This window comes from Sphingomonas sp. TZW2008 (assembly GCF_002117915.1).
Lineage (GTDB): Bacteria > Pseudomonadota > Alphaproteobacteria > Sphingomonadales > Sphingomonadaceae > Sphingomonas.
The window spans coordinates 237,831-254,446 of record NZ_BDJB01000001.1; the positions used below are offsets into that span (position 1 = coordinate 237,831).

The window sequence follows — 16,616 nt, forward strand, 5'->3', positions numbered from 1 at the left end:
GCAGCGCGGCGATCACGGCTTGCTAAGTCGTCCGCCTTAGCCGATCGTCCGCCGCAAAGAATGGAGAGGATCACCATGGCGGATTTCGAACTCGTCACCGACGGCCTGCGCTTTCCCGAAGGGCCGGTGATGATGCCCGACGGCAGCATCGCGCTGGTCGAGATCGAGCCGGGGCGGATCACGCGCGTCCACCCCGACGGTCGCAAGGAGACGATCGCGGAGCCGGGCGGCGGGCCGAACGGCCTCGCGCTCGGGCCCGACGGCATGCTCTACTGCTGCAACAACGGCGGGTTCGACTGGCACGAGAACAACGGCATGCTCGCGCCCGGCGGGATCGCGAGCGATTATTCGGGCGGGCGGATCGAGCGGATCGATCCCGCGACGGGTACGGTCGAGGTGCTGTACAAGTCGGGCGATCACGGCTGCGTGCTGCGCGGGCCGAACGATCTGGTGTTCGACACGCACGGCGGCTTCTGGTTCACCGATCACGGCAAGATGGACCACAAGAAGCGCGTCCACGACGTCGTCGGCATCTTTTATGCCAAGGCGGACGGCAGCCATATCGAGGAAGTCGTCTTCCCGTCGAACAATCCCAATGGCTGCGGCCTCTCGCCCGACGGGAAATGGCTCTACGCCGCCGAGACCTACACCTGCCGGCTGATGAAGTTCGCCGTGACCGCGCCGGGCAAGGTGGATGCGACGGCCGGCGTCGGCGGGCCGGGCATTCCCGTCTATCGCCCGGCGGGGTGGAAGTTCTTCGATTCGCTCGCGGTCGAGGCGTCGGGCAACGTGTGCGTCGCGACGATCGGCGAGAGCGGGATCAGCGTGATCTCGCCCGACGGCGAGTTGGTCGAGTTCGTGCAGACCGACGACGTGTTCACGACCAACATCTGCTTCGGAGGAGCAGACATGCAGGACGCGTACCTGACGCTGTCGGGCACCGGGCGGCTGGTGAAGACGCGCTGGAACCGGCCGGGGCTGAAACTGGAATATTGAACCACTGGCGGGTGCGCCCCGGTTGCGCTAGCGGCCGGGCGACACGGGGGAGATTGTTATGGCGATCCGGGGCACGCGCCGGGCCAATCGGCTGGACGGAACGGACGATCGTGACGAGCTGATCGGCGACTGGGGCAACGACCGATTGTTCGGCAACGGCGGCGACGACCTGCTTATCGGCGACCTCAACGGCGACACGTCCGACCGCGCGGCGGGCAACGACCAGCTGTTCGGCGGCGACGGCAACGACGTGCTGATCGGCGGCCGCGGCGACGATCTGCTGGTGGGCGGCAACGGCAACGACACGCTCGTCGGCGGCTATGCCGAAGGCTATTTCAGCGAGGATCCGGCGAGCGGCCCGGCGATCGTCTATGGCAGCGCGGTGCCCGCGGGCAACGACAGCTACAACGGCGGCGCGGGGATCGACACCGCGATCCTACAGTATCGCGGCGACGGCGCGATCACGCTCGACATGTCGGTGACGAACCGCGCGGCGACGATCCGGCGCGACGGCGTCGACGCGGGCTCGATCGTCAACGTCGAGGCGCTGGTATTCCTGGGCGGCGACGGCAATGATCGCGTCACTGCGGCGCGTGTCTCGGCGCCGTTTCTGATCGATACGCTCGACGGCGGGGCGGGCGACGACGTGCTCGACGGCGGCGGCGGCATCGACCTGCTGATCGGCGGCGCCGGCAACGATACGTTGATCGGCGGCGGCGAGGACATCGCCTCCTACGAGGATCGCGGGCTGGCGAGCGACGACATGGCGGGCGTCACGGTCGACCTGCGGCTAAACCGCCAAGCACAGGATACCGTCGGATCGGGGATCGACACGCTGATCGGCATCCGCGGCCTGTACGGCAGCGGCGGATCGGACGTGCTGATCGGCAACGGCAGCGCGAACGAGATCATCGACCGGCTGAGCGGCGACGACCGGATCGAGGGCGGCGCGGGTAACGACAGCCTGCGGATCGACCGCTTCCTGGGCACGCGCGCCACGACGACGACGATCGACGGCGGCGTTGGCAACGATGCGCTCGACTTCGCGTCCAACCGCAACGCGGCGCATTCGGTGACGCTGATCGGCGGGACCGGCGACGACACGATTGCGGTCGAGGGCGCGGCGCGCGCGGTGATCGACGCGGGCTACGGCGTCGATCGCGTCGCGGTGGATACGTCGGCGGGCCTGTATCAGGTGACGCTGGGCGGCGGGGCCGACACGCTGATCCTGCGCGAGGCGGCGGACGCGACGCTGCGCGAGCGCGAGGTGCGTGTCACCGATTTTGCGACTGGCGACGCGGGCGACAAGGTCGACTTGCGCGATTGGCTGTCGACCGCGGCGGTCGGCTACGTCTCGGGCGACGATCCGTTCGGCGAGTATCTGAAGCTCGGCCGCCGCGGTGACGACGTCGTGCTGCTCGCTGACCGCGACGGTGCCGGCGACGCCTATGTCTTCAATACGCTGGTGATCTTCGAGGACACGCGGCTGCAGCGGTTCACCGACGCCAATTTCATCCTGCCCTCCGCCGCCTCGGCGATGGACACATTTGTATCGGATTTTGCCTGACCCATGCGTGATACCGCTATTTTCGATTTCGGCGGGGTCGTCACCTCGTCGCCGTTCGAGGCGTTCAACCGGCTCGAGCGCGAGCGCGGGCTGCCGCACGATCTGATCCGGCGGATCAACGCCACCGATCCCGACGACAATGCCTGGGCGCTGTTCGAGCGCGCTGAGATCGATGCGCGCGGGTTCGACGCGAAGTTCGCCGCCGAGGCCGAGGCGCTGGGGCACGAGTTGCGCGGCGAGGACGTTCTGGCGCTGCTGTCGGGCGATATCCGGCCGCGGATGGTGCATGCGCTCGATTGGCTGAAGACGAACGGCTATAAGCTCGGCTGCATCACCAACAACGTGCCGGCGGGCGAGGGTGCGGGCATGTCGCGCAGCGCGGAGAAGGCGGCCAAGGTCGCCGAGGTGCTCGCGCGGTTCGACCATGTCGTCGAATCGAGCAAGGTCGGCATCCGCAAGCCCGACCCCAAGATCTACCAGATGATGCTCGATCATCTCGGCAAGCCGGCAGCGAGCTGCGTCTACCTCGACGACCTCGGCATCAACTGCAAGCCGGCGGCGACGCTGGGGATGCGCGCGATCAAGGTGACGGGCGAGGCGCAGGCGCTCGACGATCTCGCCGACGCGCTGGGCGTCGAGCGCGGGCTTTTCTGACGATCAGGCGTGACGGCCGAGGAGGACGCGGCGCATGTCGCCGCGTACCTCCGCGGTAAGGTAGAAGAGATAGGGCAGCAGAAAGCCCGCACCGCCGAGCAGCGCGACCGGCGCGAGCAACAACCCGCGCGCGCTGAAACGCTCGCGCCAGGCGGTCCACGTCGCCGAGAGGATCAGGAAGCACAGGAAGTCGAGGTTGAACTGGCCGGGCCACGCCAAGCGCGCCATGTCGCCGAAGAAGATCGGCACGAGGTTGAGGCCATGGCGCGCGATGACGAGCGCGGTATAGCCGACAAGAACCACCCAGAGCGCCGCGAGCAGCGCGCGAAACGATGCCATCTTCCTACCTCTCCGATGGTCCGGCCGACCGACCGGATCGCGGTATGATGGTAGCAGCCGATGACGGCATCAAGCAAAGTTGAACACTGGTTCACCTTTGCTTGATGCCGTCAGCGCGAGCGGCTAATCGCGGGCTCCGGACGACAGCGAGAGGCAGCGCGGCAATGAACAAGCTCTATCCCGATGCGGCGGCGGCGCTCGACGGGCTGCTGCACGACGGGATGACGATCTGCGCCGGGGGCTTCGGCCTGTGCGGCATCCCCGAGCGGCTGATCGACGCGATCCAGGCGGCGGGCACGAAGGATCTGACGATCGCGAGCAACAACGCGGGAATCGACGGTGAGGGGCTCGGCAAGCTGCTGCGCACGCGGCAGGTCAAGAAGATGATCTCGAGCTACGTCGGCGAGAACAAGGAGTTCGAGCGCCAGTATCTATCGGGCGAGCTCGAAGTGGAATTCTGCCCGCAGGGGACGCTGGCCGAGCGCTGCCGCGCCGGCGGGGCGGGCATCCCGGGCTTCTACACCAAAACGGGCGTCGGCACGCTGGTGGCTGAGGGCAAGGAAGTGAAGAGCTTCGACGGCGAGGATTACATTCTCGAGCGCGGCATCCGCGCCGACATCAGCATCATCAAGGGCTGGAAGGCGGACGAGAGCGGCAACCTCGTGTTCCGCAAGACGGCGCGCAACTTCAACCAGCCGATGGCGACCGCGGGGCGGATCTGCATCGCCGAGGTCGAAGAGGTGGTGCCGGTCGGCAGCCTGGATCCCGATCACATCCATTTGCCCGGCATCTACGTGAAGCGCATGATCATCGGCGCCCCGTACGACAAGAAGATCGAGTTCCGCCTGACGCGGCCGCGCCCGACGGACGGCGCGGGAGTGGCGGGCGAGGGAGCGGCGGCGGCAGCGTGAAGCGCGCGATCGCCGCGGTGATGCTGGCGGCGCTGTTGCCGGGCTGCGTCGCGGCGGCCATTCCCGTGGCCGCGGCGGGCGTGATCGGCAAGCGCAGGCTCGACGCGCCCAAGCAGCGCAAGGCGAAGCGGCAGTCGGCGGCGGCCGCGCCGGTCGCCACGCCGCTTACGCCGTCGCTCGCAGGGGAGCGGCTGACGCTGCTGCCGAGCGGGAGCGCGCTGCCGCCGCCCGGCCCGTCGTCCACGGTAGCGACGCCCGCTCCGCAGGCGGGATGGCGCGCGCTGGTGCGCCATGTCGCGACGGCGATGACGAGCGGCGCGGCGTGTGCCGACGGGACGACCGCGGTGCTGATCGATGCGGCGGTGGCCGGTGCGGCGGCGGGTGAGCGCGATGCGGGCACGGCATCGATCAACGCGCTGCGCACGATGGGTGCGAGCGTGACGTTCGTCGCGGCCGATCGCACCGCCGCGCGCGCAGAGTTGGCGAAGGCAGGGATGGTCGAGGCTGATACCGTGATCGCCGCGCCGGCGGACGTCGTGAAGATCGCGCGCAGCGGCTGCGTGGTGGCGAGCGGCGGCGGGCGCCGCACCGATTATACCGGGCTTGCCTGGTTCGCGCTGCCCCCCGCCGTGCCGGCCGTGGCGAGCAAGGCGCCGTGAGCACGCCGCGCGCAATCGATATCGCCGGCGTGATCGGGGCGGACGACGCTTCGGTCGAGGTAGCGCGCATCTGGGTAACCGATCATGCCGGCAGCACGGTGCTGATCGACGCCGGCGTGCTCGAAGATCCGCAGGTGTTCGGCCAGCTGATGGCGGACACGATCCGCCACGCCGCCAAGGCCTATGCCGCGGCCTGGTCGATCGACGAAGGCGCGGCGCTGCAGGCGATCGTCGACGGCGTCGCGGCCGAATTGCGCGACCAGTTCCACACCATCACCCCGTTGCCCGAAGGACGTATCAACTGATGCCCGACACCGCTGCCGCCGCCACCAAGGGGTGGGACCGCAACCAGATGGCGGCGCGCGCCGCAAAGGAGCTGCGCGACGGCTATTACGTCAATCTCGGCATCGGCATCCCGACGCTGGTCGCCAACAACATTCCCGAAGGAATGACGGTGACGCTGCAATCGGAAAACGGGATGCTCGGCATCGGGCCGTTCCCGTACGAGGGCGAGGAGGACGCGGACCTCATCAACGCGGGCAAGCAGACGATCAGCGAGCTGCCGCAATCGGCCTATTTCGGCAGCGAGCAGAGCTTCGCGATGATCCGCGGCGGGCATATCGACCTGACCGTGCTGGGTGCGATGGAAGTGGCCGAGAACGGCGACATCGCGAACTGGATGATCCCCGGCAAGATGATCAAGGGCATGGGCGGCGCGATGGACCTCGTCGCGGGGGTGAAAAAGATTATCGTCGTGATGGAGCATGTGTCGAAGGACGGCAGCCCGAAGTTCATCCCCGCCTGCACGCTGCCGCTGACGGGCAAGAACGTCGTCGACATGATCGTGACCGATCTCGCCGTGTTCCAGCGCGACGATCACGCGAGCCCGTTCCGGCTGGTCGAGCTGGCGCCGGGGGTCAGCGCCGAAGAGGTCGCAGCGAAGACGACGGCGCGCTACGTTTCCTGACGCGCGGTTTCGGGCATCGCGACGGCGTAGAGCAGTAGGCCCGCGCCCGCGATGCCGGCAAGGACGAGAAAGGCGGGGGTGTAGCCGCCCCACACGATGATCGCGCCGGCGAGCGTCGTCGACAGCGCGCCGCCGAGCCCCTGGATCGTCGCGGCAATCCCCTGCGCGGCGTTGAACCGCCCGGTGCCGCGCATGATCGCCGCCACGACGACGGGGAACAGCGCACCGAAGATCCCGGCGCCAATCCCGTCGAGCAGCTGAATGGTCAGCAGCCAGACCGGGGCGTCAGACAAAGTGTAGAGCACGCCGCGCGCCGCCAGCACGGCGAAGCCCGCGAGCAAGATCGGCTTGTGCCCCAAGCGATCGGCGTTGCGGCCGACGACGATCGCGACCGGCACCATGACGAGCTGCGCGCCGACGATGCATGCGGCGATCAGCGACGTCGCCTCGCCCCCGCCGACCCGCTTGGCGAGCAGCTGGCCGACCGAAGGCAGCATCGCCGCATTAGCGAGGTGGAAGAGGAAGGCGGTGGCGGCGAAGATCGCAAGCTTTGGCGAGCCGCGTAACGTTTCGGCGACTGTCGCGGGGCGCGCATCGACATCGCTGTCGCAGCCGCGCGCGGTGGCGTGATCGATCGCGGCGGGATCGACGCGCAGGATCGCAGCGATGCTGAGTGCGGCGAGCCCGGCCATCAGCCAGAAGACGACGACCGGGCCGAACTTCCACGCGAGCAGACCGGCGAGCGCGGCCGACACGGCGTTGCCTGCATGGTTGAACGCCTCGTTCCGGCCGACGCGCTTGGCGAACGCCTTGGGACCGACGATGCCGAGCGTGATCGCCGCGATACCCGGCGCGAACACGGCGCCCGCGGCGGCGGCGAGCGACTGGCCGATCGTGACGAGCGCGAAGCCGCTGACGAACGGCAGCGACAGCGAGGCGAGCGTGACGATCAGCGCGGCGGCGACGAGCATCGCGCGTTTGGCATGGATGCGGTCGACGAGGATGCCGGCGGGGGTGGTGGCGAGCAGCCCCGCGATTCCCGCGATTGTCATCACCAGTCCGGCGGTCGCCTCGTTCCAGCCGTGGCTCGGCCCGCGCACCGCGACGAGGTAAATGGCGAGATACGGACCGAGCCCGTCGCGCACGTCGGCGAGCAGGAAGTTGAGCGCATCGAGCGGCCGCGCCCGGTCTGGCGCCGGCACTGGCTGGCCGGGTTGAGCGATCGCAACGTCGGCCATGGAGCAACAAACCTTGAAAGGGGCCGGTGCGGAACGATCGGTCGGACGAACGGGTCCAAGGGAGCGCCGACTTTCTGACACATAGGCGAAACGCCGCCTTCGCATTGCCGCCGATCTCGGTTAATGCGCTCACCCATCATGGCTAGCCGTCCGTTCACGCTCTACGAGAAGGTCTGGGCCGCGCACGTCGTCGAGCGCCGCGACGACGGCACGTGCCTGATCTACATCGATCGCCACCTCGTCCACGAGGTGACCAGCCCGCAGGCATTCGAGGGCCTGCGTGTTGCCGGCCGCCGTGTTCGCCGCCCCGATCTGACGCTGGCGGTGCCCGACCATAACCTCCCGACGACGGCGCGCGTCGACGCCGCGGGCGACGAACTACCGATCGCCGATCCCGACAGCGCGACGCAGCTTGCCGCACTGCGCCGCAACGTCGCCGAATTTGGTGTGCCGTATATCGACGCGCTCGCCGCGGCGCAGGGCATCGTCCACGTCGTCGGGCCCGAGCAGGGCTTCACGCTGCCCGGCACGACGGTGGTCTGCGGCGACAGCCATACGTCGGCGCACGGCGCGCTGGGCGCGCTCGCCTTCGGGATCGGCACCAGCGAAGTCGAGCATGTGCTCGCGACGCAGACGCTGCTGCTCAGCCCGTCGAAGACGATGGAAGTGCGCGTCGAGGGCAAGCTCGGCTTCGGCGTCGGGCCAAAGGACGTGATCCTCGCGATCATCGGCCGGATCGGCGCGGCGGGCGGCACCGGCTACGTCATCGAATATACCGGCAACGTCATCCGCGAGATGTCGATCGAGGGGCGGCTGACGGTCGCCAACATGTCGATCGAGGCGGGCGCGCGCGCCGGCATGATCGCGCCCGACGACACGACCTTCGCGTACATCAAGGGCCGGCCGATGGCGCCGACGGGCGCGGACTGGGACAAGGCGGTGGCGTGGTGGCGCAGCCTGGCGAGCGACCCTGGCGCCGTCTACGACCGGACGGTCGTGATCGATGCAAACGAGATCGCGCCGGCGCTGACCTGGGGTACGAGCCCGGAGGACGTGGTGTCGATTACCGATACGGTGCCCGCGCCCGACAGTTTCGCCGACGCATCGAAGCGCGAGGCGGCGCGCAAGTCGCTCGACTATATGGGGCTGACGCCGGGTACGCGGCTGCAGGACGTGCCCGTGCAGCACGTCTTCATCGGATCGTGCACCAACAGCCGGATCGAGGATCTGCGCGCCGCCGCCGCGGTGGCGCAGGGGCGCCGCGTGGCGGACGGGGTGCGCGCGATGGTGGTGCCCGGATCGGGGCTGGTGAAGCGGCAGGCGGAGGCCGAGGGGCTCGACCGGATCTTCACTGGCGCAGGTTTCGAGTGGCGCGAGCCGGGTTGTTCGATGTGCCTGGCGATGAACCCCGACAAGGTGCCGCCGGGCGAGCGCTGCGCGTCGACCTCCAATCGCAATTTCGTTGGGCGGCAGGGGCCGGGTGCCCGCACGCACCTCCTCTCGCCCGCGATGGCGGCGGCGGCTGCGGTGACGGGGCGGCTCGCCGACGTGCGTGAATTGATGACCGAAACGGGGAATGCGTGATGAAGAAGGTGCTGGTGCTGCTGATCGCCGGATCGATGCTGAGCGGCGTCGCCGCCTATGCCGCGATCGCCAAGCCGACGCTGCTGGCCAAGACGCGGCAGCACTGATGCAGGCGGTGCGCCAGGTATCGGGCCGCGCCTATCCGTGGGGCGCGAAGAACATCGATACCGATGTCATCATCCCGGCGCACTGGCTGAAGACGATCACGCGTGCAGGGCTTGGCCGCGGCGCGTTCGAGACGGTGCGCGCGCAGCCGGGCAACGTCTTCGACGATCCCGCCTATGCCGGCAGCCCGATCCTGATTGCAGGCGACAATTTCGGTTGCGGATCGAGCCGCGAGCACGCCGCCTGGGCGCTCGGCGACCTGGGGATCCGCGCGGTGATCGCGCCGAGCTTCTCCGACATCTTCTCGGGCAATGCGTTCAAGAACGGTATCATACCCGTCGTTCTGCCGCAGGACGCGATCGACCGGCTGATCGAGGTGGTGAAGGCGTCGGGCGGCACCGAGGCGATCACCGTCGACCTCGAGACGATGACGGTCACCACGCCCTTCCAGGATCGCTTCGTCTTCGCGCTGGACCCGTTCCGCCGGCAATGCCTGATGGAAGGGCTGGACGAGATCGGGCTGACGCTGGCAAGGGATACCGCGATTTCGAAATTTGAGGCGATGCTGGACGAGCATCGCCCGTGGATCGCGGGAGAGACTGATGCGAGCATTGCTGTCGAGGGCGCCGGGCGGACCTGAAACGCTGGAGATCGGCGAGCTGCCCGATCCGACGCCCAAGGCGGGCGAGGTGATCGTGGCGGTCAAGGCGTGCGCGATCAATTATCCCGACGTGCTGATCATCGAGGACAAGTATCAGTTCAAGCCGCCGCGCCCGTTCGCGCCGGGCGGCGAGATGTCGGGCGTGGTCGAGAGCGTCGGTGAAGGCGTGACCGCGTGGAAGCCGGGCGACCGCGTGATGGGCAACACCGGCAACGGCGCGCTGGTCGAGAAAATCGCGGTGAAGGCCGACAACATCTACGCCATCCCCGACGAGCGATCGTTCGAGGAAGGCGCGGCGATGCTGCTTACCTATGGCACGACGATCCACGCCCTGGTCGATCGCGGCGACATCAAGGAGGGCGAGACGCTGCTGGTGCTCGGCGCGGCGGGCGGCGTCGGCCTCGCGGCGGTCGAGCTTGGCAAGGCGTTCGGCGCGCGCGTCGTCGGCGCGGTGTCGAGCGAGGAAAAGGCACAGGCGGTACGCGAGGCGGGCGCCGATGACGTGATCATCTACGGCCGTGCCCCCTTCTCGAAGGACGAGAGCAAGGCGCTGGCCGATACGTTCAAGGAGAAGGCGGGCAAGAACGGCTTCGACCTCGTCTACGACGCGGTCGGTGGCGATTATGCCGAGCCGGCGCTGCGATCGATGGCGTGGGAGGGGCGCTATCTGGTGATCGGCTTCCCCGCAGGCATCCCGAAGATCGCGCTCAACCTGACGCTGCTCAAGAGCTGCGACATCCGCGGCGTCTTCTGGGGCGCGCACGCGGCGCGCGAGCCGGAGCACAACCGCCAGAACATCCGCCGGCTGTTCGATCTGTGGCGCGAGGGCAAGATCGCTCCGCGCGTGACCGAAGTGTTCCCGTTCGAGAAGGGCGGCGAGGCGATCGCCAAGATGGCCGGGCGCGGGGCGATCGGCAAACTGGTGGTGCGCGTCGCGGGCTGATGCGCAGGCGCCCGTCGTCTGGCGCGAGGGCGCTTGCAGGACGCACGCGTGCTTAGGCGTGGCGAGGTGCGCGGGTGCGACGCCGTACGTGTTGCGTCGCGTCCCCGCCGCACCTATCCCGTCGCCAAACAGGAGCACGCACACCCATGACGACCTTCGACGATCGCGAACGTGCCTTCGAAGCCAAGTTTGCGCATGACGAGGAAATGGCGTTCCGCGTCGTCGCGCGGCGCAACCGGCTGCTCGGCCAATGGGCGGCCGAGCTGATGAAGCTGACGCCGGAGGAGGCCGACGCCTATGCCAAGACGGTGGTCCACGCCGATCTGGAAGAGGCGGGCGACGGCGACGTGGTGCGCAAGGTGTTCGGCGATCTGAGCGCAGCGGGGATCGAGATCGACGAGGCGGCAGTACAGGCGGCGCTCGACGAGCAGACGGTGGCGGCGCGCCGCCAGCTGATGGAGCTGAAGTAACATGCCGATGGCGGCGGACGAGATCGCCGCGCTGATCCGTGCCGGCATTCCCGATGCCGAGGTCGAGATCACCGACCTGGCGGGCGACGGCGATCATTATGCCGCAAAGGTGACCGCCGCGTCCTTTGCGGGCATGCCGCGCGTGAAGCAGCACCAGGCGGTCTATGCCGCGTTGGGCGGGCGGATGGGCGGTGTGCTCCACGCCTTGCAGTTGACCACCGCCGTGCCGAAGTAACCGGCTGCAGCAGTTTTCCCGCGAGGACCGACCATGACCGACGACACGAACGCCCGCATTGACGCGGTGGTGAAGAACAACCCGATCGTGCTTTTCATGAAGGGCAGCCCGCTGTTCCCGCAGTGCGGCTTTTCGAGCCGGGCGGTGGCGATCCTCAACCATCTCGACGCCGAGTTCGAGAGTGTCGACGTGCTGCAGGACCAGGGCATCCGCCAGGGCATCAAGGCCTATTCGGACTGGCCGACGATCCCGCAGCTCTACGTCAACGGCGAGTTCGTTGGCGGATCGGACATCATGATGGAAATGTACGAGAGCGGCGAGCTCGCTGATCTGGTGAAGGGCACCGCCAAGGCCGAATGAGCCGGGTGCGGGCGGGCGTCGCGAGATCGAAGAAGCGACACCCGCCCACTGAAGCGTAACCACGCTCGGTACGCGGACAATTATGCACTCACCGTGCCAATCGCGGAGAGTGGCGGTTTTCCGGCGGCTCGACAGGTTAACGCGTCCGACAGCCCACACGTGGCTGTAAAAACAACCGACGGTTTTTCCGGCACTTGGCGCCCTTGGCGGCGCGAGCCGGCTACGCGCCAGACCGCGTATTGACTACGCTTGTAATCGGTGTAACTACAGCTGTAGTTGCAGGAGACGAGTCGTGGCCGAACGGATCAGCGATGCCGAGCATGCGGTGATGGAAGTGCTGTGGGACGAGAGCCCGCTCACCGCGCAGGATGTCGCCGAGCGCGTCGATCCGGCGCGCGGCTGGAGCGCCAACACCGTCAAGACGCTGCTCGGCCGCCTGCTCGCCAAGAGTGCGATCAGCCACGAGGAGGACGGGCGCCGGTATCTCTATCGGCCTGCAGTTGAGCGCGGCGACTATGTCGCTGGTGAATCGCGGCGGCTGATCGATCGGCTGTTCGGCGGCAAGCTGACCCCGCTGGTCGCGCACCTTGCCGAGCGTGACGAACTGTCGGCGCAGGACATCGCCGAGATCGAGACCTTGCTCAAGGCGCTGAAACAGTGAGCGGGCTGATCTATGCCGGCGGGGTCGCCTGGCTGGTCGAGGCGATCGCGGGGAGCGCGGTGATGATCGCGCTCGTCCTGCTGCTGCGCGCGCCGGTGCGCCGCGCGTTCGGCGCGCCGGTCGCGTACGCCCTGTGGGCGCTGCCGCTGCTACGCCTACTGCTGCCGCCGCTGCCGCAGGGCCTGCGCGCGCAAGTCGCCGCGCCGCTGCCGGCGCCGCTTGCGGACGTCGGGCAGCAGGTGACGGTGTTCATCGTTCCGGCCGCGGTCGATGGCCCAGCGACCTCGTGGTTGACGCCGGGTCTCGCGCTTGCGCTGGTTTGGGGCGTCGGCGCGGCGGCATTCATCGGCTGGCATGTCCTGTCCTACGCGCGGTTCCGGCAGCGGCTGCTGCGGCAGGCGACGACGATCGACCGGGTGGATGGCATCACGATCGTCGAGAGCGCCGCGGCGGCGGGGCCGCTCGCCTTTGGTGTCGCGCACCGTTTCGTCGCCTTCCCACGCGACTTCGCGGCGCGCTACGACGCTGACGAGCGCGGGCTCGCGCTGGCGCACGAACTCGGCCACCACCAGCGCGGCGACTTGGTCGCGAACTGGTTCGCCCTGGCGATGCTGGCGCTGCACTGGTTCAACCCGCTCGCCTGGTACGCATTTCGCGCCTTCCGCGCCGACCAGGAGATGGCCAACGACGCGCGCGTGCTGGCACGGCTCGGGCGGGGTGCGCGCCACGCCTATGCCTGCGCGATCGTCAAGGCGGCGCACGGCGGCGCGATCGCGGCGGCCTGCCATCTCCATACCGTCGACGACCTGAAGGGGCGGCTGCGGATGCTGGGGATGGGCGGCGTGTCCCGAGCGCGTGCCTGGTCGGGCCTTGCCGGCGTCGCGGCGACCGGCGCGGCGGCGCTGGCGCTGACCGCGTCGGGAACACAGGCGGCCGAGCGGGTGCGTGCAAGCGTCGCCAAGGCCGCCGACGCGACGCTACCCGACGTGTTGCCGCGCGTTCTGCCACAGATCGTACCGCCGCACGCCGCCGAAGCGAAATCGGTCCGCGTCGTCGTCGAGCAGGACGGGCGGCGGACGGTGTACAAGGGCAAGGCGGCGGAGGCGTGGATCGCGGCCAATCCGGTGCCGGCGCCGCCCGTGCCGCCGGTATCCCCGACGGTGACGGCACCGGCGGCTCCGCCCGCGCCGGCCGGCGTCGCCAGCGTGCCGGTGCCCCCGACGCCCGCCGTGCCGCCCGCCCCGCGTGTGATGCTGCACGGCGGTGCGATGACAGTGAACGTGCCCGAGGTGCGCTCGGGGAATTGCGGCGGCGCGGTCGAACAGCCCGTCGTCGAGCGTCGCGTCGAGAACGGGCGTGAGCGCATCACGATCTGCAACGATCGCATCGCCCGCACCGCCGCGCGTGCGCAGGCCGCGTCGGCGCAGGCGGCGCGCGCGCATGGCCGCGCGATGGCGAGCGCCGGGCGATCGATGCACGCGGCGCGCGCCGCGATCCTCGCCAATCCGCATCTGTCGGCCGATCAGCGCGACGCTGCGCTCGACGGCCTGGATGCAGAGATCGACCGGACGGAGGACGAGCACGACCGCTGGTAGGATGCCGCGTCGCTTCGCCGCGGCGGGGCGCGGCGCGCGCGATCGTCCTTGTCTTCCCCGACGTTAGCCGCCATCTGCCGCGCATGGACGCGCCGCCCACCGGTATACCGATCCAGCTCGAACCGCTGGTCACCCGCGTGCTGGCGCCCAATGCGTCGCCCTATACCTACACCGGCACGCAGACGCATATCGTCGGCGCGCGCGATCTCGCGATCATCGATCCCGGCCCGGCGGACGATGCGCATCACGCAGCAATGCTGGCGGTGGTCGCGGGGCGGCCGGTGCGCGCGATCGTCATCACGCACCATCATCGCGATCACAGCCCCGGTGCGCCGCGGCTCAAGGCGGAGCTAGGCGCGCCGATCGTCGGCGCCGCGCCGTTCGCGCTGGAGGACGACGGGCCAAGGTCCGACGCGTCGTTCGATCACGATTACGCGCCCGACCGCGTGCTGGCCGAAGGCGAGACGATCGCGGGCGAGGGGTGGACGCTGGAGGCGTTCGCGACCCCCGGTCACACGTCGAACCACCTCGCCTTTGCACTGCGGGAGAGCAAGGCGCTGTTCCCTGGCGACCACGTGATGGGCTGGGCGACGAGCGTCGTCTCGCCACCCGACGGCGACATGACCGCCTATATGGCGAGCCTCGAGAAGCTGATCGATCGCGACGACCGAATCTATTATCCCGGCCACGGCGAGGCGATCGAGAAGCCGCAGCGGCTGGTGCGTGGCCTCCTTGGCCACCGCAAGCAGCGCGAGGGTCAGATCCTGCGCCTGCTGCGCAGCGGCACGCAAGCGATCCCGGCGATGGTCGAGAAGATGTACGTCGGCGTCGACAGGCGGCTGTATCCTGCCGCCGAGCGATCGGTGCTGGCGCATCTCATCGATCTGGAGCGGCGCGGGTTCGTGCACGCACGCGGCGATGCGTGGGATGTCGCGGGCGCCGCGTGACGGGGCGGGAGCCCGGTAGCACCGGCGCGCGCGGGCGCGGGCTGATCGACGGGCGCGGGTTTGCGCTTGCCGCGATCGGGCTCGCGGTCGCCTTTGCGATCGTCGTCGGCACGCTTGCCGCCTATCGCTGGTGGAGCGACCGCCACGTCGTGGCAACCGACGACGGCGGGCTCGCGGTGGCGCAGGTCGTCGCGGCGACGCTCCACACCAGCGCCGAGCTGCGCGTCAGCCGTCTGTCGGGCACGGTGCAGGCGACCGGCGCGACGAGCCGGTTGTGGGGCTGGCTGGCCTCCTCGCGCGTCGTCAAGGCGCCGTTCGACGTCGACTATTTCGTCGAGGTGCGCGATCTCGACGCCGGCGATTTCCGCTATGATCCAGCGGCGCGCGTGCTCGTGGTGGAGGTGCCCGACGTCGTCGTCGGCGCGCCCAACATCGACGAGGCGCGGATCACGCTCGACCAGACCTCGGGCGTCTACGTCTCGCGCGATGCGATGGCCGAACTGCAGCGCAAGGTGTCGGGCACGGCGCGCGGTGTCGTCGAACGGCGCGCACGCGATCCGCAGAACATTGCCAAGGCGCGCGAGAACGGCCGCGTCGCACTCGCTCGCCTGTTCGGCGGCGCGCTGGGCGCAGCGGGGCTGCCGGTGCGGGTCGAGGTGCGCTACGCCGGCGAAGCGGGGCCACGCGACGGCGAGCGGTGGGACGTCAGCCGCAGCTTGGAGGACGTGCTGGGCAACGCCCGCTGAGCACGGAGCGCTGACTGGCGTGGGTACTCACCGTGCGAATCGTCGGTAGCGGGTTTATCGCCTCGGCGACGCGTCTACCGGAAGCGGATACACGGCCGCCGTTTCCAGACGGGTCGTACGGCCCTGGGCGCAATAGGCGCGGCTAAAGCAATGTGATATGATCCGTGCTCATCGGGGGGGGATTTCCGATGGCAACGATAGCAACAGCACAAGTAACCGCCGGCGACGATCGGCGCTTCTTCTTCGTCCTGTCGGTGGCGATGGCCGTCGCCAACGTCGTCGGTTTCGGCACGCAGTTCGCGCTTGGGCGATCGAGCTTCTCCGCGCCGCCGCTGGTCCATCTTCATGCGCTGGTCTTCTCTGGCTGGGTCGGGTTCTTCGTCCTTCAGGCATGGCTCGTCGCCGATGGGCGGATCGGCCGGCATCGTCGGCTCGGCTGGCTGGGGGCGGGATGGGCGGCGCTGATGGTGGTCGTCGGCATCACCGCGACGGTGATGATGGTGCGCGCGGGGCATGCACCGTTCTTCTTCGTGCCCGGATATTTCCTCGTCATGAACGCGCTCGGCGTGCTGACCTTCGCCGGCCTGCTGTGGTGGGCGATCGCGCTGCGGCGGCGGACGCAATGGCATCGCCGGTTGGTGATGTGCGCGATGACCGCGATTATGGGACCGGCATTTGGGCGGATCTTCCCCGCACCGCTGGTGATCCCGTGGGCGGCATGGTGCATCTTCGCCTGCATGATGCTGTTCCCGATTATCGGCATGATCCACGACCGCCGCCGTCATCGCCGTGTGCATCCGGCCTGGTGGTCCGGCGTCGCGATCCTGATCGGGATGCAGGTGACGATGGACGTCATCGCGGTGACGCCGTTGGGGGCGGCGCTCTACGCCGCGGCGACGCGCGGATCGCCCGGTGCGGCGGTTCCGCCGTTCGATTATCCGCCATTTCCCGGGCCGCCTGCACCGGTGACTTGATCGC

The 16,616-nt window shown here is 69.0% G+C and carries 20 protein-coding genes; 18 read left to right on the forward strand and 2 right to left on the reverse strand.

What is annotated here, in order from left to right:
- Nucleotides 1-75 precede the first annotated feature (75 nt).
- The 3 genes from B7L05_RS01135 to B7L05_RS01145 are packed head-to-tail and all read left to right on the forward strand — an operon-like array spanning nucleotide 76 to nucleotide 3,217.
- Entirely contained in the window at nucleotides 76-996 is a 921-nt protein-coding gene (locus tag B7L05_RS01135; protein ID WP_085808363.1) for an SMP-30/gluconolactonase/LRE family protein, read from the forward strand.
- A gap of 58 nt (nucleotides 997-1,054) precedes the next feature.
- The gene (locus tag B7L05_RS01140; RefSeq protein ID WP_085808364.1) at nucleotides 1,055-2,563 is read left to right on the forward strand and encodes a calcium-binding protein; all 1,509 of its coding nucleotides are present in this window, start codon (nucleotides 1,055-1,057) and stop codon (nucleotides 2,561-2,563) included.
- 3 nt (nucleotides 2,564-2,566) lie between these two features.
- The gene (locus tag B7L05_RS01145; protein ID WP_085808365.1) at nucleotides 2,567-3,217 is read left to right on the forward strand and encodes an HAD-IA family hydrolase; all 651 of its coding nucleotides are present in this window, start codon (nucleotides 2,567-2,569) and stop codon (nucleotides 3,215-3,217) included.
- A 3-nt stretch (nucleotides 3,218-3,220) separates the two neighbouring features.
- Here the strand turns inward: B7L05_RS01145 and B7L05_RS01150 are convergent, their stop codons facing one another.
- Nucleotides 3,221-3,556 (reverse strand): hypothetical protein, encoded by a 336-nt coding sequence (locus B7L05_RS01150; protein ID WP_085808366.1) that lies wholly within the window; start codon nucleotides 3,554-3,556, stop codon nucleotides 3,221-3,223.
- 164 nt (nucleotides 3,557-3,720) lie between these two features.
- Here B7L05_RS01150 and B7L05_RS01155 point away from each other — a divergent pair, with 164 nt between their 5' ends.
- Genes B7L05_RS01155 through B7L05_RS01170 form a run of 4 tightly spaced genes read left to right on the forward strand, consistent with a single transcriptional unit; the run spans nucleotide 3,721 to nucleotide 6,093 of the window.
- A complete protein-coding gene (locus B7L05_RS01155) occupies nucleotides 3,721-4,467 on the forward strand; it encodes a CoA transferase subunit A (RefSeq protein ID WP_085808367.1) in 747 nt (248 codons plus the stop codon).
- A complete protein-coding gene (locus B7L05_RS01160; RefSeq protein WP_085808368.1) occupies nucleotides 4,464-5,126 on the forward strand; it encodes a hypothetical protein in 663 nt (220 codons plus the stop codon). Before B7L05_RS01155 ends, B7L05_RS01160 begins: the two co-directional genes overlap by 4 nt.
- Nucleotides 5,123-5,431 (forward strand): DUF5076 domain-containing protein, encoded by a 309-nt coding sequence (locus tag B7L05_RS01165; RefSeq protein WP_179187082.1) that lies wholly within the window; start codon nucleotides 5,123-5,125, stop codon nucleotides 5,429-5,431. The genes B7L05_RS01160 and B7L05_RS01165 overlap by 4 nt, the downstream gene beginning before the upstream one ends.
- Entirely contained in the window at nucleotides 5,431-6,093 is a 663-nt protein-coding gene (locus B7L05_RS01170) for a CoA transferase subunit B (protein ID WP_085808370.1), read from the forward strand. The genes B7L05_RS01165 and B7L05_RS01170 overlap by 1 nt, the downstream gene beginning before the upstream one ends.
- On the opposite strand, the gene B7L05_RS01175 is transcribed toward B7L05_RS01170, so the two are convergent.
- Nucleotides 6,081-7,331 (reverse strand): MFS transporter, encoded by a 1,251-nt coding sequence (locus tag B7L05_RS01175; protein ID WP_085808371.1) that lies wholly within the window; start codon nucleotides 7,329-7,331, stop codon nucleotides 6,081-6,083. The two genes, B7L05_RS01170 and B7L05_RS01175, sit on opposite strands and share 13 nt — an antisense overlap.
- 138 nt (nucleotides 7,332-7,469) lie before the next feature.
- Between B7L05_RS01175 and leuC the strand changes: the two genes are divergently transcribed.
- From leuC to B7L05_RS01230, 11 genes are all read left to right on the forward strand, one after another.
- The gene (gene leuC, locus B7L05_RS01180; protein ID WP_085808372.1) at nucleotides 7,470-8,915 is read left to right on the forward strand and encodes a 3-isopropylmalate dehydratase large subunit; all 1,446 of its coding nucleotides are present in this window, start codon (nucleotides 7,470-7,472) and stop codon (nucleotides 8,913-8,915) included.
- 106 nt (nucleotides 8,916-9,021) lie between these two features.
- Nucleotides 9,022-9,660: a 3-isopropylmalate dehydratase small subunit gene (leuD, locus tag B7L05_RS01185; RefSeq protein ID WP_085808373.1), complete on the forward strand. Its 639-nt coding sequence runs from the start codon at nucleotides 9,022-9,024 to the stop codon at nucleotides 9,658-9,660.
- The gene (locus B7L05_RS01190) at nucleotides 9,623-10,624 is read left to right on the forward strand and encodes an NADPH:quinone oxidoreductase family protein (protein ID WP_144037061.1); all 1,002 of its coding nucleotides are present in this window, start codon (nucleotides 9,623-9,625) and stop codon (nucleotides 10,622-10,624) included. The genes leuD and B7L05_RS01190 overlap by 38 nt, the downstream gene beginning before the upstream one ends.
- 146 nt (nucleotides 10,625-10,770) lie before the next feature.
- A complete protein-coding gene (locus tag B7L05_RS01195; RefSeq protein WP_085808375.1) occupies nucleotides 10,771-11,094 on the forward strand; it encodes a DUF1476 domain-containing protein in 324 nt (107 codons plus the stop codon).
- A 1-nt stretch (nucleotide 11,095) separates the two neighbouring features.
- Entirely contained in the window at nucleotides 11,096-11,329 is a 234-nt protein-coding gene (locus tag B7L05_RS01200; protein WP_085808376.1) for a BolA/IbaG family iron-sulfur metabolism protein, read from the forward strand.
- Nucleotides 11,330-11,362: 33 nt separating this feature from the next.
- Nucleotides 11,363-11,689 carry a Grx4 family monothiol glutaredoxin gene (gene grxD, locus B7L05_RS01205; protein WP_085808377.1) on the forward strand — a complete coding sequence of 109 codons (327 nt, stop codon included), beginning with the start codon at nucleotides 11,363-11,365 and terminating at the stop codon, nucleotides 11,687-11,689.
- A 292-nt stretch (nucleotides 11,690-11,981) separates the two neighbouring features.
- On the forward strand, nucleotides 11,982-12,350 hold the full coding sequence (locus B7L05_RS01210; protein WP_085808378.1) for a BlaI/MecI/CopY family transcriptional regulator: 369 nt from the start codon (nucleotides 11,982-11,984) through the stop codon (nucleotides 12,348-12,350).
- Nucleotides 12,347-13,945, forward strand: coding sequence for a M56 family metallopeptidase (locus tag B7L05_RS01215; RefSeq protein WP_256926552.1), 1,599 nt, complete (start codon nucleotides 12,347-12,349; stop codon nucleotides 13,943-13,945). The genes B7L05_RS01210 and B7L05_RS01215 overlap by 4 nt, the downstream gene beginning before the upstream one ends.
- An 83-nt stretch (nucleotides 13,946-14,028) precedes the next feature.
- Nucleotides 14,029-14,892 carry an MBL fold metallo-hydrolase gene (locus tag B7L05_RS01220; protein WP_085808379.1) on the forward strand — a complete coding sequence of 288 codons (864 nt, stop codon included), beginning with the start codon at nucleotides 14,029-14,031 and terminating at the stop codon, nucleotides 14,890-14,892.
- Complete coding sequence (locus B7L05_RS01225; RefSeq protein WP_144037062.1) at nucleotides 14,889-15,638, forward strand: hypothetical protein; 750 nt, start codon at nucleotides 14,889-14,891, stop codon at nucleotides 15,636-15,638. Before B7L05_RS01220 ends, B7L05_RS01225 begins: the two co-directional genes overlap by 4 nt.
- Before the next feature lie 188 nt (nucleotides 15,639-15,826).
- The gene (locus B7L05_RS01230; protein ID WP_256926553.1) at nucleotides 15,827-16,612 is read left to right on the forward strand and encodes a hypothetical protein; all 786 of its coding nucleotides are present in this window, start codon (nucleotides 15,827-15,829) and stop codon (nucleotides 16,610-16,612) included.
- Nucleotides 16,613-16,616: the final 4 nt, after the last annotated feature.

Coding starts and splice junctions, on each gene's coding strand:
- B7L05_RS01135 (WP_085808363.1), top strand. CDS start 76: ATGGCGGATTTCGAACTCGTCACCGACGGCCTGCGCTTTCCCGAAGGG.
- B7L05_RS01140 (WP_085808364.1), top strand. CDS start 1,055: ATGGCGATCCGGGGCACGCGCCGGGCCAATCGGCTGGACGGAACGGAC.
- B7L05_RS01145 (WP_085808365.1), top strand. CDS start 2,567: ATGCGTGATACCGCTATTTTCGATTTCGGCGGGGTCGTCACCTCGTCG.
- B7L05_RS01150 (WP_085808366.1), bottom strand. CDS start 3,556: ATGGCATCGTTTCGCGCGCTGCTCGCGGCGCTCTGGGTGGTTCTTGTC.
- B7L05_RS01155 (WP_085808367.1), top strand. CDS start 3,721: ATGAACAAGCTCTATCCCGATGCGGCGGCGGCGCTCGACGGGCTGCTG.
- B7L05_RS01170 (WP_085808370.1), top strand. CDS start 5,431: ATGCCCGACACCGCTGCCGCCGCCACCAAGGGGTGGGACCGCAACCAG.
- B7L05_RS01175 (WP_085808371.1), bottom strand. CDS start 7,331: ATGGCCGACGTTGCGATCGCTCAACCCGGCCAGCCAGTGCCGGCGCCA.
- leuC (WP_085808372.1), top strand. CDS start 7,470: ATGGCTAGCCGTCCGTTCACGCTCTACGAGAAGGTCTGGGCCGCGCAC.
- leuD (WP_085808373.1), top strand. CDS start 9,022: ATGCAGGCGGTGCGCCAGGTATCGGGCCGCGCCTATCCGTGGGGCGCG.
- B7L05_RS01190 (WP_144037061.1), top strand. CDS start 9,623: ATGCGAGCATTGCTGTCGAGGGCGCCGGGCGGACCTGAAACGCTGGAG.
- B7L05_RS01195 (WP_085808375.1), top strand. CDS start 10,771: ATGACGACCTTCGACGATCGCGAACGTGCCTTCGAAGCCAAGTTTGCG.
- B7L05_RS01200 (WP_085808376.1), top strand. CDS start 11,096: ATGCCGATGGCGGCGGACGAGATCGCCGCGCTGATCCGTGCCGGCATT.
- grxD (WP_085808377.1), top strand. CDS start 11,363: ATGACCGACGACACGAACGCCCGCATTGACGCGGTGGTGAAGAACAAC.
- B7L05_RS01220 (WP_085808379.1), top strand. CDS start 14,029: ATGGACGCGCCGCCCACCGGTATACCGATCCAGCTCGAACCGCTGGTC.
- B7L05_RS01230 (WP_256926553.1), top strand. CDS start 15,827: ATGGCAACGATAGCAACAGCACAAGTAACCGCCGGCGACGATCGGCGC.